23 protein-coding genes and 2 pseudogenes are annotated in these 23,265 nt (G+C 70.4%); 12 read left to right on the top strand and 13 right to left on the bottom strand.

What is annotated here, in order from left to right; all coding sequences use genetic code 11:
• Positions 1-127: pseudogene (locus ETD86_RS59720) on the top strand (hypothetical protein); the annotation flags it as partial.
• Here the strand turns inward: ETD86_RS59720 and ETD86_RS36610 are convergent.
• Positions 122-325: pseudogene (locus ETD86_RS36610) on the bottom strand (FKBP-type peptidyl-prolyl cis-trans isomerase); the annotation flags it as partial. The pseudogenes ETD86_RS59720 and ETD86_RS36610 overlap by 6 nt on opposite strands.
• Positions 326-404: 79 nt before the next feature.
• On the opposite strand from ETD86_RS36610, the gene ETD86_RS36605 reads away from it, so the two are divergent.
• The gene (locus tag ETD86_RS36605; protein ID WP_138671223.1) at positions 405-1,166 is read left to right on the top strand and encodes an SDR family NAD(P)-dependent oxidoreductase; all 762 of its coding nucleotides are present in this window, start codon (positions 405-407) and stop codon (positions 1,164-1,166) included.
• 45 nt (positions 1,167-1,211) lie between these two features.
• On the opposite strand, the gene ETD86_RS36600 is transcribed toward ETD86_RS36605, so the two are convergent.
• On the bottom strand, positions 1,212-2,651 hold the full coding sequence (locus tag ETD86_RS36600) for a GuaB1 family IMP dehydrogenase-related protein (protein WP_138671222.1): 1,440 nt from the start codon (positions 2,649-2,651) through the stop codon (positions 1,212-1,214).
• Between the two features lie 96 nt (positions 2,652-2,747).
• Here ETD86_RS36600 and ETD86_RS36595 point away from each other — a divergent pair, with 96 nt between their 5' ends.
• Positions 2,748-3,203, top strand: a complete 456-nt coding sequence (locus ETD86_RS36595; protein WP_138671221.1) for a GyrI-like domain-containing protein — start codon at positions 2,748-2,750, stop codon at positions 3,201-3,203.
• A gap of 21 nt (positions 3,204-3,224) precedes the next feature.
• Here ETD86_RS36595 and ETD86_RS36590 read toward each other — a convergent pair whose 3' ends face one another.
• On the bottom strand, positions 3,225-3,749 hold the full coding sequence (locus ETD86_RS36590) for a TetR/AcrR family transcriptional regulator (RefSeq protein ID WP_246148748.1): 525 nt from the start codon (positions 3,747-3,749) through the stop codon (positions 3,225-3,227).
• Between the two features lie 75 nt (positions 3,750-3,824).
• On the opposite strand from ETD86_RS36590, the gene ETD86_RS36585 reads away from it, so the two are divergent.
• On the top strand, positions 3,825-5,093 hold the full coding sequence (locus ETD86_RS36585) for an FAD-dependent monooxygenase (protein WP_138671219.1): 1,269 nt from the start codon (positions 3,825-3,827) through the stop codon (positions 5,091-5,093).
• On the opposite strand, the gene ETD86_RS36580 is transcribed toward ETD86_RS36585, so the two are convergent.
• Positions 5,020-6,141 (bottom strand): CaiB/BaiF CoA transferase family protein, encoded by a 1,122-nt coding sequence (locus tag ETD86_RS36580; RefSeq protein ID WP_138671218.1) that lies wholly within the window; start codon positions 6,139-6,141, stop codon positions 5,020-5,022. The two genes, ETD86_RS36585 and ETD86_RS36580, sit on opposite strands and share 74 nt — an antisense overlap.
• A 109-nt stretch (positions 6,142-6,250) precedes the next feature.
• Here ETD86_RS36580 and ETD86_RS36575 point away from each other — a divergent pair, with 109 nt between their 5' ends.
• The 4 genes from ETD86_RS36575 to ETD86_RS36560 all read left to right on the top strand — a co-directional run bounded on the left by ETD86_RS36575 (position 6,251) and on the right by ETD86_RS36560 (position 11,580).
• A complete protein-coding gene (locus ETD86_RS36575; RefSeq protein ID WP_138671217.1) occupies positions 6,251-7,783 on the top strand; it encodes a serine/threonine-protein kinase in 1,533 nt (510 codons plus the stop codon).
• Positions 7,780-8,763: an NAD(P)-dependent oxidoreductase gene (locus ETD86_RS36570; RefSeq protein WP_138671216.1), complete on the top strand. Its 984-nt coding sequence runs from the start codon at positions 7,780-7,782 to the stop codon at positions 8,761-8,763. Before ETD86_RS36575 ends, ETD86_RS36570 begins: the two co-directional genes overlap by 4 nt.
• 203 nt (positions 8,764-8,966) lie before the next feature.
• The gene (locus ETD86_RS36565) at positions 8,967-10,316 is read left to right on the top strand and encodes an FAD-binding oxidoreductase (protein ID WP_138671227.1); all 1,350 of its coding nucleotides are present in this window, start codon (positions 8,967-8,969) and stop codon (positions 10,314-10,316) included.
• A gap of 4 nt (positions 10,317-10,320) precedes the next feature.
• On the top strand, positions 10,321-11,580 hold the full coding sequence (locus ETD86_RS36560; protein ID WP_138671215.1) for a class I SAM-dependent methyltransferase: 1,260 nt from the start codon (positions 10,321-10,323) through the stop codon (positions 11,578-11,580).
• 106 nt (positions 11,581-11,686) lie between these two features.
• Here ETD86_RS36560 and ETD86_RS58545 read toward each other — a convergent pair whose 3' ends face one another.
• Both ETD86_RS58545 and ETD86_RS36555 read right to left on the bottom strand, forming a co-directional pair.
• A complete protein-coding gene (locus ETD86_RS58545; protein ID WP_246148746.1) occupies positions 11,687-11,872 on the bottom strand; it encodes a hypothetical protein in 186 nt (61 codons plus the stop codon).
• On the bottom strand, positions 11,869-12,594 hold the full coding sequence (locus ETD86_RS36555) for an alcohol dehydrogenase catalytic domain-containing protein (protein WP_246148745.1): 726 nt from the start codon (positions 12,592-12,594) through the stop codon (positions 11,869-11,871). The genes ETD86_RS58545 and ETD86_RS36555 overlap by 4 nt, the downstream gene beginning before the upstream one ends.
• A gap of 103 nt (positions 12,595-12,697) precedes the next feature.
• Between ETD86_RS36555 and ETD86_RS36550 the strand changes: the two genes are divergently transcribed.
• On the top strand, positions 12,698-13,390 hold the full coding sequence (locus ETD86_RS36550; RefSeq protein ID WP_211370541.1) for a TetR/AcrR family transcriptional regulator: 693 nt from the start codon (positions 12,698-12,700) through the stop codon (positions 13,388-13,390).
• 70 nt (positions 13,391-13,460) lie between these two features.
• On the opposite strand, the gene ETD86_RS59350 is transcribed toward ETD86_RS36550, so the two are convergent.
• The 5 genes from ETD86_RS59350 to ETD86_RS36530 all read right to left on the bottom strand — a co-directional run bounded on the left by ETD86_RS59350 (position 13,461) and on the right by ETD86_RS36530 (position 17,690).
• A complete protein-coding gene (locus tag ETD86_RS59350; protein WP_281287014.1) occupies positions 13,461-13,586 on the bottom strand; it encodes a hypothetical protein in 126 nt (41 codons plus the stop codon).
• Between the two features lie 77 nt (positions 13,587-13,663).
• Positions 13,664-14,494 (bottom strand): phosphotransferase family protein, encoded by an 831-nt coding sequence (locus ETD86_RS57395; RefSeq protein WP_211370540.1) that lies wholly within the window; start codon positions 14,492-14,494, stop codon positions 13,664-13,666.
• Positions 14,491-15,426: a phosphotransferase gene (locus ETD86_RS36540; protein WP_211370539.1), complete on the bottom strand. Its 936-nt coding sequence runs from the start codon at positions 15,424-15,426 to the stop codon at positions 14,491-14,493. Before ETD86_RS36540 ends, ETD86_RS57395 begins: the two co-directional genes overlap by 4 nt.
• A gap of 10 nt (positions 15,427-15,436) precedes the next feature.
• Positions 15,437-16,093, bottom strand: coding sequence for an HAD family hydrolase (locus ETD86_RS36535; RefSeq protein ID WP_138671214.1), 657 nt, complete (start codon positions 16,091-16,093; stop codon positions 15,437-15,439).
• A 58-nt stretch (positions 16,094-16,151) separates the two neighbouring features.
• Positions 16,152-17,690, bottom strand: a complete 1,539-nt coding sequence (locus tag ETD86_RS36530; RefSeq protein ID WP_138671213.1) for a long-chain-fatty-acid--CoA ligase — start codon at positions 17,688-17,690, stop codon at positions 16,152-16,154.
• A gap of 125 nt (positions 17,691-17,815) precedes the next feature.
• Here ETD86_RS36530 and ETD86_RS36525 point away from each other — a divergent pair, with 125 nt between their 5' ends.
• Together ETD86_RS36525 and ETD86_RS36520 are read left to right on the top strand one after the other, a co-directional pair.
• On the top strand, positions 17,816-19,357 hold the full coding sequence (locus ETD86_RS36525; protein WP_138671212.1) for a GMC family oxidoreductase: 1,542 nt from the start codon (positions 17,816-17,818) through the stop codon (positions 19,355-19,357).
• A 33-nt stretch (positions 19,358-19,390) separates the two neighbouring features.
• On the top strand, positions 19,391-20,644 hold the full coding sequence (locus ETD86_RS36520; protein ID WP_138671211.1) for a cytochrome P450: 1,254 nt from the start codon (positions 19,391-19,393) through the stop codon (positions 20,642-20,644).
• A gap of 3 nt (positions 20,645-20,647) precedes the next feature.
• On the opposite strand, the gene ETD86_RS36515 is transcribed toward ETD86_RS36520, so the two are convergent.
• Complete coding sequence (locus ETD86_RS36515) at positions 20,648-21,985, bottom strand: MFS transporter (protein ID WP_138671210.1); 1,338 nt, start codon at positions 21,983-21,985, stop codon at positions 20,648-20,650.
• Positions 21,986-22,072: 87 nt separating this feature from the next.
• Here ETD86_RS36515 and ETD86_RS36510 point away from each other — a divergent pair, with 87 nt between their 5' ends.
• A complete protein-coding gene (locus ETD86_RS36510; RefSeq protein ID WP_138671209.1) occupies positions 22,073-22,912 on the top strand; it encodes an alpha/beta fold hydrolase in 840 nt (279 codons plus the stop codon).
• Positions 22,913-22,915: 3 nt separating this feature from the next.
• Here ETD86_RS36510 and ETD86_RS36505 read toward each other — a convergent pair.
• The coding region (locus ETD86_RS36505) for a TRM11 family methyltransferase (RefSeq protein ID WP_484213967.1) at positions 22,916-23,265 on the bottom strand (350 nt) is incomplete at its 5' end.

Here is a 23,265-nt window from a genome sequence, read left to right as displayed (position 1 = left end):
GGTGCTGTCCGAGCACCTGTGCCAGGGCTGGCTGGAAGGTTATCTGCTGACCGGGCGGCACGGGCTGTTCAACTGCTACGAGGCGTTCATCCACATCGTGGACGCCATGTTCAACCAGCACGCCAAGCGGGAACTCGAACGCCTCCCCGCGGTTCCACGAAGCGTCGAACTCCTCCCCGGTGGAGAAGGCGACGCCCACATAGTGAACGCGGACGCGCTGCCCGGGCTTGGCCTCCGGGCCGTCGCCCTGCACCAGGTCGACGATTTCCAGGTCGGCGGGCGGGTTGCCTTCGGGGAAGTCGATCTCGGGCTTTTCGAGTGCCACGACATTGCTCCTGATAACGATGATGGACGATGAGATATGGACCCGACGACTCTATGCCGTCGGGATATCGTCATCGTTCATGACCGCCCTCACCCCCGCCGCGATCCTGCTCACCGGGCGCGTCGCCGTGGTCACCGGGGCCGCCCGGGGCATCGGGCTGGCCATCGCGGAGGCGTTCGCCGCGTTCGGGGCCCATGTCGCCGGCTGCGACCGCGACACGCCGGACGCCGAGCTCGCGATGACTATCGACGTACGCGATCAGGCGGCGGTGGAGGTGTTCGCCCAGGCCGTACAGGAGCGCTGGGGCCGCGTCGACGTGCTCGTCAACAACGCGGGAGGCACCTTCCACGCCGCGTTCTCCGACACCTCGCCCCGTGGCGAGCAGACCCTGATCGAAGAGAACTTCACGCAGGTCACCGGCATGATCCGGCACCTGTTGCCGATGATGCCCGCCGGCTCATCGATCATCAACGTGACGTCGAGCGAGGCGCACCAGGCGGCGCCGGGATTCGCGGTGTACGCGGCGATGAAGGCGGCACTGGAGAGCCTGACGAAGTCGCTGGCTCTGGAGCTGGCGCCCCGGGGCATCAGGGTGAACGCGATCGCGCCCGACGCGCTGCCGACCGAGGGTGAGTCGGGTGTGCGTGAGCGGATGCTGGCCCGCCCGCTGCCCTACGAGCCAGTACGCGTTCCGCCGCTCGGCTACCTCGGTGCCCCCGCCGACGCGGCGGGTGCGGCCGTGTTCCTGGCGAGTGACCTGGCGAAGTTTGTGACCGGGGCAACGGTGCACGTGGACGGTGGGATCAACGCGGCCGGCGGCTGGCGACGCACCGGCCCTTGACCACACACGCGCGGGCGCCGGGAAACCGCCCCACCCGACCGCAGATCACCAGCTCTGATGCAACGGCATCCCCTCGGCGTACCCCGACGAGCTCTGGATCCCCACGACCGCCTGCTCGTGGAGCTCCTCGAGGTTCGACGCCCCCGCGTACGTGCACGCCGACCGCAGCCCCGCCACGATCGCGTCGATCTGGTCCTCCACGCTGGGCCGCTTCGGATCCAGGTACATCCTGGACGTCGAGATACCCTCCTCGAACAACGCCTTCCTGGCCCGTTCGAACGCCGAGTCCTCGGCCGTTCTGAGCCGCACGGCCCGCGCCGAGGCCATGCCGTAGTTCTCCTTGTACTTGCGTCCGCTCGCGTCGGTGTGCGTGTCGCCGGGCGACTCGTACGTGCCGGCGAACCACGACCCGATCATCACGTTGGACGCCCCTGCGGCGAGCGCCAGCGCCACGTCGCGCGGGTGCCGCACGCCGCCGTCCGCCCACACGTGCCGCCCGAGACGGCGGGCCTCGACGGAGCACTCGAGGACGGCGGAGAACTGCGGCCGCCCCACCCCGGTCATCATCCGCGTCGTGCACATGGCGCCCGGCCCCACCCCGACCTTGAGGATGTCGGCCCCGGCGTCGACCAGGTCGCGAACGCCGCCGGCCGTCACCACGTTGCCCGCCGCGACGGGCACGCCGGGGTCGAGGGCCTTGACGGAGCGCAAGGCTGAGAGCATCTTCTCCTGGTGGCCGTGCGCGGTGTCCACGACCAGGCAGTCGATCCCGGCCTCCAGCAGTTCCTTGGCCTTGGCGGCCACGTCGCCGTTCACGCCGACCGCCGCGGCGATGCGCAGTCGGCCCCCGGCGTCGACGGCGGGCTGGTAGAGGGTGGCGCGCAGGGCTCCGGTGCGGGTGAGGATGCCGACCAGCCGCCCGCTGCCGTCCACGATGGGGGCCAGCCGGTGCCGGCCCTCGTGCAGCCGGTCGAACGCGGTCCGCGGGTCCAGCCCGGCCGGCAACGTCAGCAGCTCGCTCGACATGACCTGCGACAGCTGCGTGTACATGTCCACGCCCTGGCAGTCGGCCTCGGTGAGGACGCCGACGGGCCGGTTGTCCCAGTCGACCACGATGATCGCGCCGTGCGCCCGCTTGGGCAGCAGTTGCAGCGCCTCGCCCACGGTGTCGTGCGGGGTCAGCGTCAGCGGCGTGTCGTGGACGAGGTCGCGTTTCTTGACCCAGTCGACGACGTTCGCCACGACGTCCAGCGGTATGTCCTGCGGGATCACGGCGAGGCCGCCCCGCCGGGCCACGGTCTCGGCCATGCGCCGGCCGGCGACCGCGGTCATGTTCGCCACGACGATGGGAATGGTCGTGCCTGTGCCGTCGTGGGTGGACAGGTCGACTGCGAGCCGTGATCCGATCGAGGAGCGCGACGGGACCATGAACACGTCGCTGTACGTCAGATCGTGGTGCGGCCCGAGGCCATTAAGAAACTTCACGTTCGTCCATCTTATGCGGTGATACGTCTCCAAGGGGTTTCCCCCTTTCGCGGGGGCTTATGATCGGCCGGGACACTTTTGGGGGAGGAGGGGTCTGTGGACGTCACAGAACGGGCCGAACTGACCGTGGTGGGCTACGTCGTACGCACCAGCAACGCCGACGAGATGGATCCGGAACGGGCGAAACTGCCCGCTTTGTGGCAGCGGGCGGGCGCCCCCGGGGCCTTCGCGCACGTGCCCGGCCGCGTCGACGAGAACCTCTACGCAGTACTGACCGACTACGAGAGCGACCACAACGGGGCCTATACGCAGATCGTCGGCATCGGCGTGCGTACGGTGCCGCGGCTGCCCGATGGCATGGTGGCCGTGCGGGTGCCGGCCGTTCAGGCGCTGAAGGTGGAGGCCCGCGGCCAGCTGCCGCAGGCGCTGGTCGAGGCGTGGCAGCGGGTGTGGAAGCACACCGAGTCGGGCGGCACGCCGCCCCGCGCGTTCACGACGGATCTCGAGGTGCACCACCCGCATGGCGCGGACCTCTACGTCGCCGTCTACTAGGCCGTCTCCTAAGGCCGACTATCAGGGAAGTCCGAGAGCAGCGGTCGCCGCCTCGACGGCCGTCGGCTTGACCTGCTCCATCGGCAGATCCGCGTACTCCGCCGAGCAGTCCGACATCCCCCCGAGCGCCACCGTGGCCCGGATCTGCTGCTCCAGAGTGACGTCCGGGCCGAGCAGCAGGCGGACCAGCGTGCGCCGCCAGTCGAACATGCGCTGGCCCAGGTCGAGGTAGCCGAGCGTGGACATCTCACGCACGATCATGACGATCACCTCGCGGTGCCGCCAGATCAGCTCGAAGTAGTCCTCCAGCAACTCCCGCGCGTCGCCGCCGGGCTCCCGCGCGGCCACGAACCGCTCCACGTCCTCGACCAGCGGCTGGACGATGCTGCGCACCAGGTCGTCGCGCGAGGCGAAGTGGTAGTAGAGCGCGGGCTTGGTGATGCCCAGCCGATCGGAGATCTGGCGCAGGCTCGTGTTCTGCACGCCCTGCTGGACGAACAGCTCACGGGCCACGTCAAGGATGCGGGCCTTGGTGTCACGGGGCATGGCCAAAGAATATCCCTTACTTACCGTTAAGTATGCTAGCGTGAACTTACCTTCCGTTAAGTAAGGGGGATCGGCATGAGAATCCTCGTCTCCGGCGCGAGCATCGCGGGACCGGCTCTCGCCTACTGGCTCACCCGCCACGGCTTCGCCGTCACCGTCGTGGAGCGCGCCCCGGCTCTGCGTAAGACGGGCGGGCACGCGATCGACCTGTTCAGACCGGCGATGGACATCGTCGAGCAGATGGGCCTCCTGGAGCAGGTCCTCGCCAGGAAGACCGGCACCGAGCACCTGACCTTCCACAGGGTCGGCTACGACCGCCCCGTGGATCTCGAGGTACGCCGTCTCATCACGGCCTTCTCGGACCGGCACGTCGAGATCATGCGCGACGACCTGAGCGAGATCTTCTACGACGCCACCCGCGACGACGTCGACTACGTCTTCGGCGACTCGATCGCCTCGATCTCCGACGACGGCGAGGTGACGTTCGACAGCGGGCGGGCGGCCCGATTCGACCTGGTGATCGGCGCGGACGGCCTGCACTCCAACGTGCGCCGCCTGGTGTTCGGCCCCGAGTCCCGCTTCTCCGCCTGGATCGGCGCCTACCTCGCGGTGGTCTCGGTCCCCAACTTCCTGGGCCTCGACGGCCGCATGGTGGGCATCACGGACGTGGACCGGATGGCGGGCATGTACGGCGCGGCGCACCTGGACGACGCGCGGGCGGTGTTCCTGTTCAGGACGCCGGAGCGGCTCGACTACCACCACAGGGACGTCGCCACGCAGAAGCGGTTACTGCGAGAGCACTTCGGCGGAATGGGCTGGGAGGTGCCGAGGATCATGGAGGAGCTGGACCGCACGCCCGCGTTCTACTTCGACTCGATCACCCAGCTGCGTCTGGACACCTGGTCGCGCGGCCGGGTCACGCTGGTGGGCGACGCCGGTTACTGCCCTGGGCCCGCCGTCGGCGGCAGTACGAGCCTGGCCGTCGTGGGGGCGTACATCCTGGCGGGGGAGCTGGCGGCGCACGGCGGTGACCACACGCGGGCCTTCCCGGCCTACGAGGCGGAGATCGGCGACTATGTGCGCCGCAGCCGCACGTTCGCCGTCAACGCGGCCAGGCGCCTCGTCCCCGGCAGCCGCTTCGACCTGTGGGCGCTGGGCGCGGCCGTGCGGTTGATCGGCCACCTGCCGGCCGGGCTCACCAGGGCCGCCGCCAAGATCAGCAGCAAGGGCGTGCGCCTGCACGACTCGGTCCGGCTGAAGGACTACCAGGTCACGCGAGCACCCCTTGGCCGCGCAGCTTCTCCGCTTCCTCCTGGGACAACCCCCAGTCCGAGAGGTCGCTGAGCCGGGTCGCCGGCGACAGGTCGGGGTCGGGGGCGCCCAGCAGGCGGGGCGCGGGCAGCGGCATGGTGACGCCGCCGACGTCGGCAAAGCTGCCGCGGGCGACGTTGTGCGGGTGGGCGGCGGCCTCGGACATGGACAAGACAGGCGAGACACACGCGTCGGAGCCCTCGAAGAGCGCCTCCCACTCGGCCCGCGTCCTGGTCTTGAACTCGGCGGCCAGGCGGGCCTTCAGCGCCGGCCACTGGGCCCGGTCGTTCCTGTCGGGCAGATCCGCCAGGCCCATCAAGGACACCATCGTGTCCCAGAACTGCGGCTCCAGCGACCCCACGGCCACGAACAGGCCGTCGGCGGTCTCGTACGTGTCGTACTGCGGGGCACCCGTGTCCAGCAGGTTCGTGCCGCGCGGCCCCCAGAAGCCGCTCTGCACGCCCTGGTAGAACATCGCGAACAGGACCGACGCCCCGTCCACCATGGCCGCGTCGATCACCCGGCCCTTCCCGGTGCGTTCCCGCTCGAACAGCGCGAGGAGCACCCCGTACGCCAGCATGAGCCCGCCGCCGGCGAAGTCGCCCAGGATGTTGATCGGCGGCGTCGGCTTGTCCCCGTCGCGGCCCAGCATCGACAGGATGCCGGAGATCGCGATGTAGTCGATGTCGTGCCCGGCCGTCGAGGCCAGCGGCCCGTCCTGGCCCCAGCCGGTCATCCGGCCGTAGATCAGCCGCTCGTTCACCGCGTGCAGGTCGGCGGGGCCGATGCCGAGCCGCTCGGCCACGCCGGGGCGGAACACCTCGATCACCACGTCGGCGTGCCTGGCCAGCTCCTTGAACGCGGCCACGCCCTCGGGCGCCTTCAGATCCAGCCCGATCGTGCGCTTGCCCCGATCCATGACGTCCCTGCGCGGCTGATCGGAGACCGCCCTGACACGATCCACCCGCAGCACCTCGGCGCCGTGGTCGGCCAGCATCATCCCCGCGAACGGCCCGGGAGCAAGGCCGGCGAGCTCCAGCACGCGGACTCCGGCCAGCGGGCCTCGGCGAACTTCAGACATACGGACAGTAGAACAACATTCGGTGATCTCTGGCAAGCGCCTCCACGGCGAACCCAGACCAGGTATGGGAAACTTGCCCACTGTTCGTGGTGGTCTACAGGGGACGGACATGGCTTCGGAAGACAACCGGCTCATCGCCAGGCGCTACGAGTTAGTGCGCGAACTGGGCCGCGGGGGGATGGGCGTGGTCTGGGAAGGCCGGGACACGCTGCTCAACCGGCAGGTCGCCATCAAGGAGGTCGTCCTACCCGACGGCCTCTCGCCCGGTGACCAGGAACGCCAGCTCATGCGCACCGTCCGCGAGGCCCGTACCGCCGCCAAGCTCAACCACCCGTCCGTCGTCGCCATCTACGACGTCGTCGAGGAGGGTGGCCGCCCCTGGATCGTCATGGAGTTGCTGAGCCACCCCACGGTGGAGCAGGTCGTGCTCAGCACGGGCGCCCTGCCCGTGCGCGAGGCGGCCGACGTCGGCCGGCAGGTGCTCTCGGCGCTGAAGGCCGCCCACGCGGCCGGGGTCCTGCACCGCGACGTCAAGCCCAGCAACATCCTCATCACGGACGACGGCCGCGCCGTGCTCACCGACTTCGGCATCGCCACCGTCGAGGGCGACGCGTCCCTCACCCGGACCGGCATGGTCACCGGCTCGCCGAGCTTCCTCGCCCCGGAACGGGTCCGCGCCGCCGACGCCGGACCGGCCTCCGACCTGTGGTCGCTGGGCGCCACGTTGTACGCGTGCATGGTGGGTCGCTCGCCCTTCGAGCGGGGCGACCCCATGGCGACGCTCAACGCCTTGCTCACCGAGGAGCCCGACTACCGGCGCATCCCGCCGATCATGCATCCGATCCTCCGCGGCCTGCTGCGGAAGGAGCCAGAGGAGCGGGTGGACGCCGAGGAGGCCGACCGGCTGCTCTCGGCCATCGCCGCCGCCAAGCCCGCCGCCGCCGATCGCGACGTTCCCGAGCGGAAGGGCGGCCGCGGGCGGGCGCTGGTCGCCGGGGGCGCGGCCGCGGCCGTGGTGCTGGCGGCCGGCACGTTCGGATACTTCAGGTTCGCCTCCCCGGCCGAAGGCGCGCCGCGCGCGACCGCCCAGCCCGCCGCGGCGACCAGCCCGCTCACGCCGAGCGCCACCCAGACGCCGCAGCCGAGCGCCACGCCCACCCCGACGCCCAGCGTGACGCGGGCGGCCCCGGTCGTGCGGGCGTGGACGTCGCGTGACGGCTGGTCGATCCTGCGGCCGATCGGCTGGAGGGGCTCGCTGCAAGAGGCCTACACGCAATGGACACGCCGGGACAGGAACGCTCATCTCGGGATCGAAGCCGTCTACTCCAATCTCGACGCCAATGAGCTCTTGCGCACCTCGGAGGACACGGTCCGGCAGAACGCCGAGGACGTGGTGACCCGCGGCCGCCGTACCGTTACGCACCAGGGTGTCAAGGCCGTGGAGTGGGAGTTCTCCTGGACGGCGAGCGCCGCGGGCGACACGCCATGGGCCACTGCCGGCATGCGCTACCGGGAGGTGCGCCGTGCGCTGGCGATCGGCGACACCGCGTACATCGTGTCCTGGACGGCCGCTGAGAGCCAGTGGCTGCGCAACAGGGGACTTATGCGACAGGTGATCAGCAGCTTTACTGTGGGGACATGAGCCCCTGGAACCTGCTCGCCCTGCCGCCGCTCCCCGAGGAGCTGATACGGCGCCTGCTCGCCCCGCTCGGCGACCGGGTGGACGTCCGCGTGCCCGCGGCCCGCGACAGGGACGCGCTCCTGGCGGCCCTGCCCGAGGCGGAGATCGTGCTCGGTGACTGGACGAGCACGCTGGTCCTGGACGCCGGGGCGGTCGCGGCCGCGTCCCGGCTGGCCTTCGTGCAGCAGCCGTCCGTGGGCGTGGACGGTCACGACCTCGACGCCCTGGCCGCGGCCGGGGTGCCGCTGGCCAACACGCCGGGCGTCAGCGCCGTCGCGGTCTCGGAATGGTGCCTGGCCGCCACACTCTCGCTGTCGCGCAAGCTCGCGGCGGCCGACGCCGCCGTACGCGCGGGCGAGTGGCCGCAGCAGGGCCTGCAGCCGCACGAGCTGCGCGGCCGCCGCGTGGGCGTCGTCGGTTACGGCCCGATCGGCGTCTCCTGCGCGGAGATGTTCCGGGCGCTCGGCTGCCACGTGACGTTCTGGACCCGCACACCGCGCGAGGACCCCGCCTTCGAAGACCTGGAGACGCTCGTCTCCGCCGGCGACGTCGTGGTGGTCGTCATCGCGCTGTCCGACGAGACCCGCGACCTGATCGACCCCACTCGCATGAAACAGGGCGCGCTGCTCGTGAACGCCGCCAGGGGCGGCGTCGTGAACCAGCAGGCGCTGGTCTCCGCGCTGCGTGACGGGCACCTGGGCGGTGCGGCGCTGGACGTGTTCGACGTCGAGCCGCTGCCCGCCGGGGACCCGCTGCGCGACCTGCCGAACGTCCTGCTCTCCCCGCACGTCGCCGGCGTCACCCCCGAGGCCACCGGCCGGCTGCTCACCGCCACCCTGGCCAACCTCACCGCAGCCGTCGAGGGCCGCGAGGTGGATGCCGTGCTCAATGGCGTGTCGCCCGTGGTGCGCAGGAAGTTTACGCAATCTCCTAGCACATAGGCATTTCACCTGGCACGATGAACAGTTTTCGTGTCTTTAACGACCCCGGTCTGTTCGAGGTCGCATACGAGAGATACCTTCTTACGGACGATCTCTACCAGCTCAAGGGGGTGCTTCGTGAGAGAGCGTAGTGAGCGAACAAATCAAACGCAGCACGACTCTGCCGTCACGGCCCCGACGAAGGAGGGGCAGTGACGACGACGATGTCGACACACCAACGGGCAGTAGAGCAGATCCGGCACTCGTACGCGGAGATCCCGGGAGGCGCCGCGCCGCGGCTGGCCAAGTCGACGTCGAACCTCTTCAGGTTCCGCGACGCCACGAAGACGGCCAAGCTGTCGGCCAGGGATCTCGACGAGGTCATCAGCGTCGACCCCGAGACCATGACGGCCGAGGTCCAGGGGATGACCACGTACGAACACCTGGTCGACGCCACACTGCCGCACGGACTCATGCCGTACGTGGTGCCGCAGCTCAAAACCATCACGCTCGGCGGCGCCGTGACGGGGCTCGGCATCGAGTCCACCAGCTTCAGGGACGGGCTGCCGCACGAGTCGGTCGAGGAGCTCGAGATCCTCACCGGCGACGGGCGCGTCGTCGTGGCCCGCGACGACAACGAGCACCGCGACCTCTTCCGCGCCTTCCCCAACTCCTACGGCACGCTCGGCTACGCGTTGCGCATCAAGATCAAGCTGCGCAAGGTCCAGCCGTACGTGCACCTCACGCACGTCAGGTTCACCGACGCCGCCAAGTGCATGCTCGCCATGCAGGAGATCTGCGACAGCATGGTGCACGACGGCGAGCGCGTCGACTTCGTGGACGGGGTCTTCTTCAGCCCGGGCGAGATGTACCTCACGGTCGGCCGTTTCTCCGATCGCGCGCCCTACGCGTCCGACTACACCGGGATGCGCATCTACTACCAGTCGATCCGGCACCGCAGCCGCGACTGGCTGTCCGTCCGCGACTACCTGTGGCGCTGGGACACCGACTGGTTCTGGTGCTCGCGGGCCTTCGGCGTGCAGCAGCCGGTGGTGCGCTCGCTCATGCCGCGCCGCTGGATGCGCTCCGACGTCTACCGCCGCCTGGTCGCCCTCGACCGCAAGTACGGCGTGACCGCCCGGGTCGACCGGTGGCGCGGCCAGCCGGTCCAGGAGTCGGTCATCCAGGACGTCGAGGCGCCCGTCGAGCGCGGGGCGGAGTTCCTGGAGTTCTTCCACGACAAGGTCGGTATGACGCCGGTGTGGATGTGCCCGCTGCGGGCAAGCTCCCGCTGGCCGCTCTACCCGCTCGAGCCCGGCAAGCTCTACGTGAACTTCGGCTTCTGGGGAATGGTGCCGCTGCCGCGGGGGCAGTTCGACGGCTACTACAACCGGCTCATCGAGCGTGCGGTGCACGAGCTCGACGGTCACAAGTCGCTCTATTCGACGTCCTTCTACGCCCGTGAGCAGTTCTGGCAGCTGTACAACGGCGACGCCTACTGGCCGGTCAAGCGGGAATACGACCCGAACGGGCGCCTGCTGGACCTGTACGACAAGTGTGTGCGGGGAAGGTGAGTGGATGGCTCTCGCAACCATCTTTGAGAAGATCGTCGGTACGGACGCGAACATCGCGTTCCTGGCGTACGACGGCAGTAAGGCAGGTCCGGACGGGGCCGACATCACCCTCGAGGTGAAGTCCCCGATCGCGGTGGCCTACCTGGCCCAGGCCCCGGGGGAACTGGGTCTGTCCAGAGCGTACATCTCCGGTCACATTGACGTGCACGGTGACATGTACACATTGCTGGACCGTATGTGGAACATCACTACCAACGACTTGACGACGTCCGAGAAGATCGCGGCGGTCCGCTCGCTGGGCGTGAAGCCGCTCCTCATGCGGGTGCCGGCGCCTCCGCAGGAGATGCGGCAGAGCACGCTGGCCAAACTCGGCTCCCGGCACGCCAAGCAGCGCGACGCCGAGGCCATTCACCATCACTACGACGTCTCCAACCGCTTCTACGAGTGGGTCCTGGGCCCGTCGATGGCGTACACCTGCGCGGTCTTCCCCGAGGAGGACGCGACGCTGGAAGAGGCCCAGTACACCAAGTTCGACCTCGTGGCCCGCAAGCTGGAGCTCAAGCCAGGGATGCGCCTGCTGGACGTGGGCTGCGGCTGGGGTGGCATGGCCATGCACGCCGCCAAGCACTATGGCGTCAAGGTGCTGGGCGTGACGCTGAGCAAGCAGCAGGCGGAGTGGGCGCAGCAGGCCATCGCCGACGCCGGCCTGCAGGACCTGGCCGAGGTCCGCCACATGGACTACCGCGACGTCAAGGAGAGCGATTTCGACGCGGTCAGCTCCATCGGCCTCACCGAGCACATCGGCAAGGCCAACCTCCCGGGGTACTTCGCCTTCCTGTACAGCAAGCTCAAGCCTGGTGGCCGCCTCCTGAACCACTGCATCACCAGGCCGACCGGCAAGGAGAAGACGTTCAACAAGGGCGGCTTCATCAACCGGTACGTGTTCCCCGACGGGGAGCTGGAGTCGGTGGGCCTGATCATTCGCCATATGGAGGACCTCGGCTTCGAGATCCGCCACGAGGAGAACCTCCGAGAGCACTACGCGAAGACCCTGCGGCACTGGTGCGACAATCTGGACGCCAACTGGGAGGACGCGGTCCAGGAGGTCGGCATGGGCACGGCCCGCGTGTGGGCCCTGTACATGGCCGGCTGCATCGTCGGCTTCGAACGCAACAAGGTCCAGCTCCACCAGGTCCTGGGCGTGAAACTGGACGAAGGAGGCCGCTCCGGCGTCCCCCTCCGCCCGTCCGTCACCTGGCCCTGAGCAATCACCGAGTGTGAGAGGGCTTGCCGGCCCTCTCACACTCACCCGGCCCCTGGCTCCGGTTCGCATGGTCCGTCCTTGCGTGAGCTGCACGCCGGCTTGCAGATCACGCAAGCACATCCAAGACCGCCTTGCCGGCGATCCGCCGGTCGAGCAGGGCCTGGCCGGCCTCGGCGACCTGCTCCCACGACCCGCGCCAGTCCACCTCCGGCGACAGCCTGCCGGCCGCGACGAACCCGAGCAGCGTCGCCAGGTCGGGCCCGACCTCGTGGACGTCGCCGAACGTGCTCATCGTCTTGGCCGGACCGAGGGAGAACAGCGAGTACGGCTCGAACACGGCAGGCTCGCCGGACGCCCACCAGATGTTCTGGACACCCCGCCCGGCGCGAGCAACTTCCAGGCGGCTGCCAATTGTGGTCCGCCCACGTTGTCGAGGATGAGGTCGACCGGGCGGTCGATGCCGTCCAGGCCGATCACCACCTCGTCGGCGCCCAGTCCGGCGAGCCCGCCGGCACGGGCCGCCGAGCCCGCCGACGCGATGACGTGGGCGCCGCCGAGCGCCGCCAGCTGGACCGCGTACCGTCCGACCCCGCCTGCGGCGCCGGTGATCAGCACGCGCCGCCCCAGGATGGAACGGGACTGCAGAGTACGCAGCGCCGTGATGCCGGCCATCGGGAGCGCGGCGGCGTCGGCGAGGTCGACCTCGCGGGGGACCTCGGCCACGGCGGTGGTGTCCACCACCATCCGCTCCGCCCAGGCTCCTGCGCCGAACGCCACCACCCTGGTGCCGGCGGCCGGGCCGGTGCCGTCCGCCGCCGCGCGCGCCACCACGCCGGCGGCGTCGTGGCCGTGCACGGTGCCCGGCGGCCGCTGCCCGGCGAAGGCCACCTCCCCGCGATTGAGCGAGATGTGCCGGACCTCGAGCATGAGTTGATGAGGGGCGGGCACCGGCTCGGCGGCCGTGCCGAGGCGCAGGGAACCAGGGGCGTCAGGATCGACGATGAGAGCGCGCATGACCATCTCCCGCTATAGCCGGGTATCCGGACTGTTGGTCCGGATGGTGCGGCACGCTAGCATATGCGGACCGACAGTCCGCAAGAGGGGAACGAGGTCCGCGATGGCCGAAAGTGGCACCGATGGCCGCGCCGCGCAGCGCGTTGCAGGCCGCTCCGGCGGCGAGACCGAGGGCCCGGACCGCGGTCAGTCAGCTGAGGGAGATGCCGGGCGCCGGGTCGAACGTGCCGACGCCGCGCGCAACCGGTACGCCGTCCTGCGCGCCACCGAGCAACTCCTGGCTGAGGGCGGCGGCGAGCACGTGTCGCTCGATCGCGTCGCCGCCCTGGCCGGAGTCGGGAAGGGCACGGTGTTCCGCCGCTTCGGCAGCCGCGCCGGCCTGCTGCAGGCACTCCTGGAGGAAAGATCCCGGGACCTGCGCGACGCGGTCACGAACGGCCCTCCGCCGCTCGGCCCCGGGGCGCCCGCACGAGAACGGCTGCTCGCGTTCCTCGACGGACTCGGCTCGATCGCCGAGGGCAACGCGATCCTGCTGGCCGCGCACGAGCAGGCCTGCGCCGAGGACAAGTACGACGACCTGAGCTATCGCTTCTGGCACCGCCACCTCGGCACCCTGCTCGCCGCCGAACGTCCCGACCTCGACGCGGACTTCCTGGCGCACGCCATCCTCGCGGTCTTCGACGGCGCCCTGATCCGCCACCTCACCCCGCCCGGCGACCCGCGCCGCTTCACCCGTTCAGTTCAGGAGCTGGCCATGACCTTGCTCGGCACCGCTGCACCCGCCCGTGCCCTATGACTCCCTGCGCGGCTCCGGGGAGCGGCCGGGTGGGCACACGACGGCGAGAACGAGGGCTTCGTGGGGTGAATTACTTCTCGTCCTTGGCCGGAGCGGCGTGCTTGCCGCGGCTCGCCTGGTGCTCGCTTCCGTTGGAGCCCTCTTTGGGCTCGTCCGGCGTGTCCTTGGGAGTGTGGGGCTTCTCGTGCCGGCCCACGCGACCTCCTCTTGCCTGGCTTGATTGCATACCGTTACGGCAAGATTACCGTCAGCGCGCTCCGATGGCGAATCCCGTCACGAGCCGGCACCGAGCAGCGCGAGCACCCGCTCGGCCTGCCGTTCGAGGGTGCCGGGCGGATTGCGGGCGGCGAACGGCCCGCCGGGGCCGAGCATGTAGAGCCAGCTGAGCGCGATCAGCCGCCGGAAGTCGTGCACGCGGGCGGCTTCGGCGGCCGTCAGGTCGAGGCAGGCCAGGAGCTCGTCGTCGTCGAGATGGCCGTCGACGCGGGAGATGTGCTCGGTCACCTCGGCCAGCTCGAAGGCGCGGTCGCTGGTGCCGGAGTCCTCCCAGTCCACGATGCGGATCTCGCCGGAGCCGGCGTCCCACAGGTAGTTGGCGCGGTTGCCGTCGGTCATGCCGAGCACGGGTGGAAACGGGCTGCCGGCGGCCAGCCGGTCGGGAGCCGCGCCGGCCAGCCAGTCCGCGCCCGCGGTGGCGGCCTCCGCGACCCGCGGGTCCTCCCCGAGGACGGGCCGCCGGCCGGCCCAGCCCCGTACGTGCGCCACAGCCACGGCCGATGTCCACACGGCCGGCTCGGGCAGATCGCGGGCGGGGACGGCGTGGTGCAGGCGGATGAGCGCGGCGGCCAGCGCACGGATGTGCGCGGGCCCGGCATGCAGGCCGCGCAGCGGAACGCCAGGGAGGCGGCCCATCACCACGGTGGGCGGGACGGCGTCGAGATCGGCCGCGACCGGCTCGGGCGCGAGCCCCGGGGCGTGCCGGGCCAGCAGGGTCAGCGCCGTCCACTCGCGCCGCGGCTCGCCCCTGTCCCACGACCGGTACCGCTTGATCACGACGTCGTCCTGGATGACGAGGTCATGCGTGCTGTGCTGCCCCGCCGTCACCGCGCCAGCGCTTCGAGCGTGCCCGTCAGGGCGTGCCAGGACTGCTCGGCGTCCGGGGTGCGGCCGTGCGGCGACCGGAACCAGGCCACGAACTCGGCGACGTCGTCCAGTGCCCACCGCAGCCGGTAGAGCTCCAGGGCGGCCGGGTCCGGGGCGCGGCCCGTGGCGTCGGCGTACCTGGCGAGGTCGGAGGGGCCCTTGGCGACGAGCCACAGGTCGCGCTCGGGGACGGCCAGCCCGACCGTGTCCCAGTCCACGAGCAGCAGCCGACCGTCCGCCTTCCGCAGCAGGTTGCCGGGGTGTGGCTCGCCGTGCGTGACGACGGGCTCGCCGCCCTTGTCGGCCATCCGGTCGAGCTCCTCCAGGCAGCGGCGCAGCGTACCGGCGTGGTCGGCGATCAGACCCCGCGCCGGCTCGGCGTACGGGCCGCCCAGCCACTGCCGGTTCGTCTCCCTGATGGCATCCTCCAGCCAGGCCCGCCCCGCGAGCTCCACCGGCCGGGCGGGGGTGGAGAACGGCGGCGGTGTCCGGTGCAGCTCGGCCAGCAGGTCGATGACCTGGCCGCGCTCCTCGGGTGACGGCTCGTCGCCGAAGTCGCCGCCGGCGCCGTCCAGGTACGGGAACACGCTCATGACGTAACGGTGGCGGTCGAGCCGCCGGAGCGTCGTGCCGTCGGCCGCGCGCAGTGGCGCGACCACGAAGGCGAGCCCCGCCTGCTCGCGCAGGACCGCCGCCGTCTCCAAGGCATGCTGGAGCCCCTCGTACGATCCGCGCCGCACGTCCGCGACGGTGATGAACCACCGCCCGTCCGCCACCCAGTGGTAGTCCCCGAAGCCCACCGGCGCGTAGTCGAGTGCGACGGCGTCGATGCCCCACTCGCGCAGCGCGGGCCGCAGCAGCCCTTCGTCCAGTCCTTCCGGCCGATCTCGCATGCCGATCACGCTATACGGCCGAGCCGCCCGGCCTCATCCCGATTAACAGCTCCATGGCCGCCAGGACGTCGTTCACCACGTGGTCGGACTCGCCGCAGTGAACCACCCCGCGGTCGATCCAGATCGTCCGCAACCCGGCGGCCCGCCCACCCGCGACGTCCTTCTCCGGATCGTCCCCGACCATCCATCCACCACCGGCCAGCGACCTGCCGCACCGGCCGGCCCCGATCTCGAACAGCCGCACGTCGGGCTTCCGCACACCCTCCGCCCCGGAGATCGCCCACCCGTCCACCCGCTCGGCCAGCCCCGTACGCCGGATCTTGCCCGTCTGGTTGTCGGCCATCCCGTTCGTCACGATCCCGACCGCCCATCCGGAGGCGCGCAGCCGATGGAGCCCGTCGAGCACCTCATCCGGGCACGAGACCAGGTACGGCAGCCGCGCCCGATAGGAACGCCACAGCTCCTCCGCCGGCTCGGCCAGCCCGAACCGCGCCCGTACCAGCTCGAAGAACACGTCCCTGGGCACCGACCCGTCCGCGTCCGTCTCCACCAGCCACGACACGGCGGCCGCGCCCAGCCCCCGGTCCGTGGCGAACTCGGCGGTCCACCGCTCGAAAGCCCCCAGCCGGTCGATCAGCGTGTTGTCCAAGTCGAAGAGGACGAGCATGATCGCCAGTCTAGGGCTCGCGAGAAGGCGCGAGCGGGTGCTCGCGCCTTCCGGTGGATCACCGCAGCTCGCGCTTGAGGATCTTGCCCGTTGCCGTCATCGGCAGGCTGTCGCGGAACTCGACGATCCGCGGGTACTTGTAGGCCGCCATGTTCTCCTTGGCCCACGCGATCAACTCGTCCTCGGTGATCGAGGCGCCCGGCGTGCGGATCACGTACGCCTTGATCTCCTCGCCGTGGGACTCGTGCGTGATCCCCACCACGGCCGCCAGTGACACGGCCTCGTGGGTCATCAGGACCTCTTCGAGCTCGCGCGGGTAGACGTTGAACCCGCCACGGATGATCATGTCCTTGGCCCGGTCGATGATGGAGTAGTAGCCGTCCGCGTCGCGCGTCGCGATGTCGCCCGTACGGAACCACCCGTCCTTCATGACCTCGGCCGTCGCCTCAGGACGCCCGTGGTAGCCCTTCATGACGTTGTGCCCCCGGATGGCGATCTCACCGGGGCCCTCGCCCTCGACGGTCTTCCAGTCGCCGTCGATCAGCTTCATCTCCACGCCCCAGATCGGGGTGCCGATCGTGCCCGGCTTGGTCGGCCGGCCGAGCTGGTTGAAGCTGGCCACCGGCGAGGTCTCCGACAGGCCGTACCCCTCGAGGATGCCGATGCCGAAGGTCTTCTCGAAGTCCTTGAGCACCTCGACCGGCGACGACGCGCCGCCGGCGACGGCCACGCGCAGCGACCGGGGCACCTCCGCGCCGTCGGCGTGGACCTTGGAGAGCATGCCCCAGTACATGGTGGGCACTCCGGCGAAGAACGTGACGTTCTCCTTGACCATGAGCGCGAGCGCCTCGCCGGGGTCGAAGCGCGGCATCAGCACGACGGTGGCGCCGCGCAGGAAGCCGGTGTTCATGACGACGCTCTGGCCGAAGGAGTGGAACAGCGGCAGCACCGCCAGGTACGTGTCGCCGTCCTCCTCGCTGCGCGGGAACATCTTGTCGCTGACCATGGCGTTCATCAGCATGTTCTGGTGGCTGAGCTCGGCCCCCTTGGGCTGGCCGGTGGTGCCCGAGGTGTAGAGGATCACCGCGGTGTCGTCGGGCGCCGTCTGCACGGTCTCGAACGTGCTCGCCGTCCCGCCGAGCGCCGCCCAGATCGACTCGCCGTGCTCGGACTCGGTCGCGAGCGGCGTCGCGGGCAGCACGAAGAAGTGCTCGCATCCCGCGGCCGCCTCGAAGCCGCTCCTGCCGCGCTCGCCCAGCGGCAGCTCGGGCGTGCCCTCGAAGCAGAACAACGCCTTGGCGTCGCTGTCGTCGAGGTGGTAGGCGATCTCACGCGACTGCAGCAGCACGTTCAGCGGCACCACCGTCGCGCCGGCCTTCAGGATGCCGAAGTAGACGAACGGGAAGTACGGCAGGTTCGGGCAGGCCAGCGCGACCTTGTCGCCCTTCTGGATCCCGCGCGCCACCAGCAGGTTGGCCACCTGATTGGCGATGGTGTCGATCATGGAGTACGGCAGCCGCATATCGCCGAAGACGATGGCCGTGCCGTCCGGGTTGTTCCTGGCGCTGTCCTCCAGGACGATCGACAGATTCAGCATGACGCCTTCCTCCCTCTAAGCCTGCTTGGGCGCCATCTAAGCAGCCACCTCATACCGACCGGTAGGTAACTGAGGTTACAAGTGGATATGGACGCGCCCAGTCCCCCTGGAGTAAGCAAGGGGTCATGGAGTACGACTACGTGATCGTTGGCGCGGGTTCCGCCGGGTGCGTGCTGGCCAACAGGCTCTCGGCGGATCCGAAGGTGTCGGTCGCGCTGGTCGAGGCGGGCGGGCAGGACGACAAGCTCGAAATCCGCATGCCCGCGGGCTTCGCGAAGCTGTTCAAGACCGAGTACGACTGGAACTACACCACGGCCAAGCAGAGCGAGATGTCCGGCCGGGAGCTCTACTGGCCGCGCGGCCGGGTCATCGGCGGCTCTTCCTCGCTCAACGCCCAGATGTGGGTGCGCGGCTGCCAGCGGGACTACGACCAGTGGGGGATCCCCGGCTGGTCGTACGACGACGTCCTGCCGTACTTCACCAAGGCCGAGCACCGTGTCGGCAGCAACCAGGGGAACGTCTACGGCACGTCCGGCCCCCTCTACATCGCGGAGCTGCGCAGCCCCAACGTCACCACCGCGGCCTTCCTCCAAGCCTGCGAAGAGCTCGGTTTCGAGCGGCTCGACGAGCTCAACGGGCGCTCCAACGAGGGATACAGCCCGACCCCCGTCACCCAGAACCGCGGCCGCAGATGGAGCGCCGCCGACGCCTACCTGCGTCCGGCGGCCTCGCGGCCCAACCTCACGGTGATCACCGGGGCGAGCGTCGACCGGGTGCTGTTCGACGGCCGGCGCGCGATCGGCATCCAGTACGACGGCGGTGCCCAGGTCAAGGCCAGGGCCGAGGTCATCCTGTCGGCGGGCGCGATCGGCTCGCCGCACCTGCTCATGCGCTCGGGCGTGGGCGCGGCCGGCGAGCTGAGCGACGCCGGGATCGAGGTCGTGCACGACCTGCCCGGGGTCGGCAAGAACCTGCAGGACCACCTCGCGAGCGCCGTGTACATCGAGTGCAAGCAGCCCGTCACGCTGACCAAGGCAGAGTCCATCGGCAATCTGCTGCGGTACATCGTGCTGCGCTCCGGCATGCTCACCTCCAACGTGGGGGAGGCGGTCGCGTTCATCCGCACCTCGGTCGAGGAGCCCGCGCCCGACATCGAGCTGATCTTCGCGCCGGTGCCGTTCAAGGACCACGGCCTCACCCCGCCGACCGGCCACGGGATCACCATCGGCGTCATCCTGCTGCAGCCGGAGAGCCGGGGGAGGATCGGGCTGAACGGCGGCGACGTGACGATCGACCCCGGCTACCTGACCGCGGAGGCCGACGTCAAGCGGCTCGTCGCGGGGCTGAAGACGGCCAAGCAGGTGCTCTCCACCGCCGCGATGAAGCCGTTCGCGGGCGGGCCGATGGCGCCCTATTGGGCGCCGGAGAGCGACGAGGAGCTCGCCCAATGGGTACGGGAGCGCGGCGAGACCCTCTACCACCCGGTCGGCACGTGCCGCATGGGCACCGACGACGCCTCGGTCGTGGACCCGTCCCTGCGGGTGCGCGGCGTCGAGGGGCTGCGCGTCGTGGACGCGTCGATCATGCCGACGCTGAACCGCGGCCACACCCACGCCCCCGCTATCATGATCGGCGAAAAGGGAGCCGATCTGATCCGTTCCTCTTGACGTAAGTGACCACTTGCAGAAGGCTTGTCTGACATGACGCTGTCCGCGGACTTTGACCTGTCGCAGATCCCCTTCTGGGGGTTACCGCAGTCCGAGCGTATGGAGGCCTTCCGCAGGCTGAGGCAGATGGACCGCCCGGTCTTCATGCGGGAGCAGGTCGTGCCGTTCATCGGCGGCGGGCCGGGTTTCTACGCCCTCGTCCGCCACGCTGACGTGATCGAGGCCAGCAGGAACGCGGCCGTGTTCAGCAGCGAGCCGTGCTCCAACAGCATCCCCGACATGCCGCGCTGGCTGAGCGTGTACTTCGGCTCGATGATCAACATGGACGATCCGCGGCACGCCCGGTTACGCCGGATCGTGTCGAGGGCGTTCACGCCGCGCATCCTGGCGAAGATGGAGGCGGACCTCGCCAGGGCCGCCGCGGAGATCGTGGACCGGGCGATCGAGGAAGGGCCGGGCGACTTCGTCGCCCAGGTGGCCGCGAGGCTTCCCGTACGAGTCATCTGCGACATGATGGGGATCCCGGCCGAATCTCATGACCTGGTGCTGCAGCAGACCAACGTCATCCTGGGCAACGCCGACCCGGAATACACCGGCGTCGCCCCCGACCTCACCCGCCGCAACGTCGCCAAGAGCCTGGCCAAGCTGCTGCGCGCCGGATACACGCTCAACCGGCTGGCCGCCCGCCTGGGCGACGAGCGGCGCAAGCGGCCCACGGGCGACCTGGTCAGCCTGCTGGTCAACGGCGAGGAGCGGCTCACCCCGCAACAACTGGGGTCGTTCTTCATCCTGCTCGTGGTGGCGGGCAGCGAGACCACGCGCAACGCGATCGCGCAAGGGCTCAAGCTCTTCACCGACCACCCCGACCAGCGCGCGCTCCTGCTCGGGAATTTCGAAGGGCTCATCGGCACCGCGTGCGACGAGGTCATCCGGTACGCCACGCCGGTGATCCAGTTCCGCCGCACGCTGACGCAGGACTACGCGATGAACGGCACCTCGTACCGGAAGGGCGACAAGGTGCTGCTCTTCTACAACTCCGCCAACCGCGACGAGGCGGTCTTCTCGGACCCGGACACGTTCGACATCACCCGCGACCCCAACCCGCACGTCGGCTTCGGCGGGCCCGGGCCGCACTACTGCCTGGGCGCGCACCTGGCGCGCAGGGAGATGACCGTGATGTTCCGCGAGCTGTTCACCCGGTTGCCCCGCCTCAGGTCCGTCGGCGAGCCCGACTTCCTGCTGTCCAACTTCATCAACGGCGTCAAGCATCTGCGCTACACGTTCTGACGGTCAGTGACCGGCCGGGTCCGTGGACTCCGCGGGGCTCGCGCCGGCCACGGTCCGGCGGGCCCGCGTGGCGGCGAGCGCCAGGGGCAGCAGCGCGCCCGCGAGGGCCAGCGCCGCCGCGACCAGCAGCATGGTCGACGCGCCCGCCCGGTACGGCGCCGCCAGCACCGCCACGCCCACGGCGGTGCCGACCTGCTTGACCGTGTTCACCACCCCGGTCGCCATCCCCACCTGATCCGTCGGCGCGGTCAGCCCGACCTGGTTGGCCACGACGTTCCCCGCGCCGAGGCCGAGGCCGCCGATGAACAGCCCGAACATGATCGGCGTCCACGGGTCGTCCGCCGGGATCGCCATGACCAGCAGCGCGACCGCGATGAGAGCCGGGCCGGCGGCGATCAGCACGCCCATCGGCCACCTGTGCAGCACGCGCCCGATCACGACGGGCCCGATGACCGCCGCCACGCTGAAGGCCAGGAAGCGCGCCCCGGCCTCCGCGGGGCTCGTGTTCAGCGGGCCCTGGACGTACAGCGTGAGGTACGTGAACGCGCCTAAGAGCGCCGCCAGCATGAGCAGCGTCGTGGCCGAGCCCACCGCGAACACCCCGTTCCTGAACAGGCTGAAGTCGATCATCGGCGCGGCCGTCCGCCGCTCCACGACCACGAACGCCGCCAGCAGCACGATCCCGGCCACCAGCAGCCACGGCAGGTCGTGGATGAGCGCCGGGATGATCGCGAACAGCGCCGCCGCCACCAGCACGATCCCCGGCGGGTCGAGGTGCCCGCGGCCACGCGACTCCGCCACCCGCTGCCGCAGGGCCAGCAGCACGAACGCGCCGATCGGCAGGTTGATGAGGAAGATCGCGCGCCAGCCGAACGCCCCCGTGAGCAGGCCGCCCACCACCGGCCCCAGCGTCATGGCCAGCCCGGAGACCGCGCTGAAGATCCCGAGCGCCTTGCCCCGGTCCGGGCCCTCGGGGTAGACGGCGCCGATCAGCGGGGTCGTGGTGCCGTACAACGCGGACGCGCCCAGGCCCTGCACGCCCCTGGCGAGGTCCAGAAGGGGTGCCGTCGGGGCGAGCGCGCAGGCCAGCGAGGCCACCGTGAAGATCGACACGCCGATCACCAGGAGGCGGCGCCTGCCGTACCGGTCGGCCAGGACCCCCGCGGGCAGCAGCGCGGCGGCCAGCGTGAGGGCGTAGGCGTCCACCACCCACTGCACCTCGGCCAGGCTCGCGCCCAGGTCCGCACGGATGTCGGGCAGGGCGATCGTCACGGCGGTCAGGTCGACCACGACGAGCACGATCGTCAGCGAGGCCAGTGCGAGCACCCATCCCCGTCGCATGCGCTCTCCTCCGCGTCGTTCCCCCTTGCGAAGTCCCCTTATGAAGTTCGTACTCTCGAAGAGGGGCGGGTGCTAGGTTTCGCAGTCATGGAGATCAGGACTATCCACGCCAATGGGGTGGAGTTCGCGTATCTGACCGTCGGTGAAGGGCCGCTCGCACTGTGCCTGCACGGCTTCCCCGACACCGCGCACACCTGGCGCCATCTGATGCCCGCGCTGGCCGAGCGTGGTTACCGCGCGGTCGCGCCCTTCATGCGCGGCTACGCGCCCACCGAGGTCCCGGCCGACGGCGCGTACGAGGACGCCGCGCTGGTCGCCGACGTCCGTGCCCTGCACGAGGAGCTCGGCGGGGACGACGACGCGGTGATTATCGGGCACGACTGGGGCGCCTTCCCCGTCTACCACGTGGCCGGCCGCTTCCGCCGCGCCGTCACGCTCGCGGTGCCGCCGCCCGGGGCGCTGGCCGGCACGTTCCTCGACTACGAGCAGCTCAAGCGTTCCTTCTACATCTTCCTCTTCCAGACCGCCTTGGCGGAGGCGGCCGCCGCCGGCCCGGGCTTCATCGACAACCTGTGGCGGGACTGGTCGCCCGGGTACGACGCCAGTGAGGACCTGGAGTTCGTGCGGCGCAGCATTGGCGCGCCCGCCAACCTGAGCGCGGCCATCGGCTACTACCGGGCCATGCTCGGGACCACGCCGCGATCCGGCCGCTACCCCGACCTCGAGCCCGGGGTGACCGGGCCTGTGCTGTACCTGCACGGCGCCCAGGACGGCTGCCTGGACGCCGGCCTGGTCAAGGACGTGCTGAGCCACCTTCCGGCCGGCTCGCGGGCCGAGCTGGTGGGGGACGTCGGACACTTCCTCCACCTGGAACGACCCGCCGAGATCAACCGCCTGATCCTGGACTGGCTCGGCCCCGGCTCCTGAGACTCACTCGCGGCGGTTCATCTGCGCTGCCCGCGGCCGTCCGGCGGCGTCGGCCGGGGGCGTCCGCCGCTCGCCCGCCCGCTTCCGCAGAACCGCGATCACCGGATGCCGGCCCGACAGGCTCACCCGGATCGCCTCCTCCACGGCGAACCCGCGCGGAATGTCGTCGTGCACCAGCGCCACGGCCAGCCCATCGGCGGCCAGAACCCGCCGCACCTCCCGCCACAGCAGCCCGAGGTCCCCGGCGAGCAACCCTTGAGGCGGCACCTGGCGTCCCCAAGGCGGGTTGACCAGCACCCGATCAGCACTGCCGTCCGGCACCGGAATCCGCCCCCCATCCGCCACGCCCCACC

The organism is Nonomuraea turkmeniaca (assembly GCF_005889735.1).
GTDB lineage: Bacteria > Actinomycetota > Actinomycetes > Streptosporangiales > Streptosporangiaceae > Nonomuraea > Nonomuraea turkmeniaca.
The sequence above is the reverse complement of the archived record's forward strand: the minus strand, read 5'-3'. Positions and strand labels throughout refer to the sequence as shown.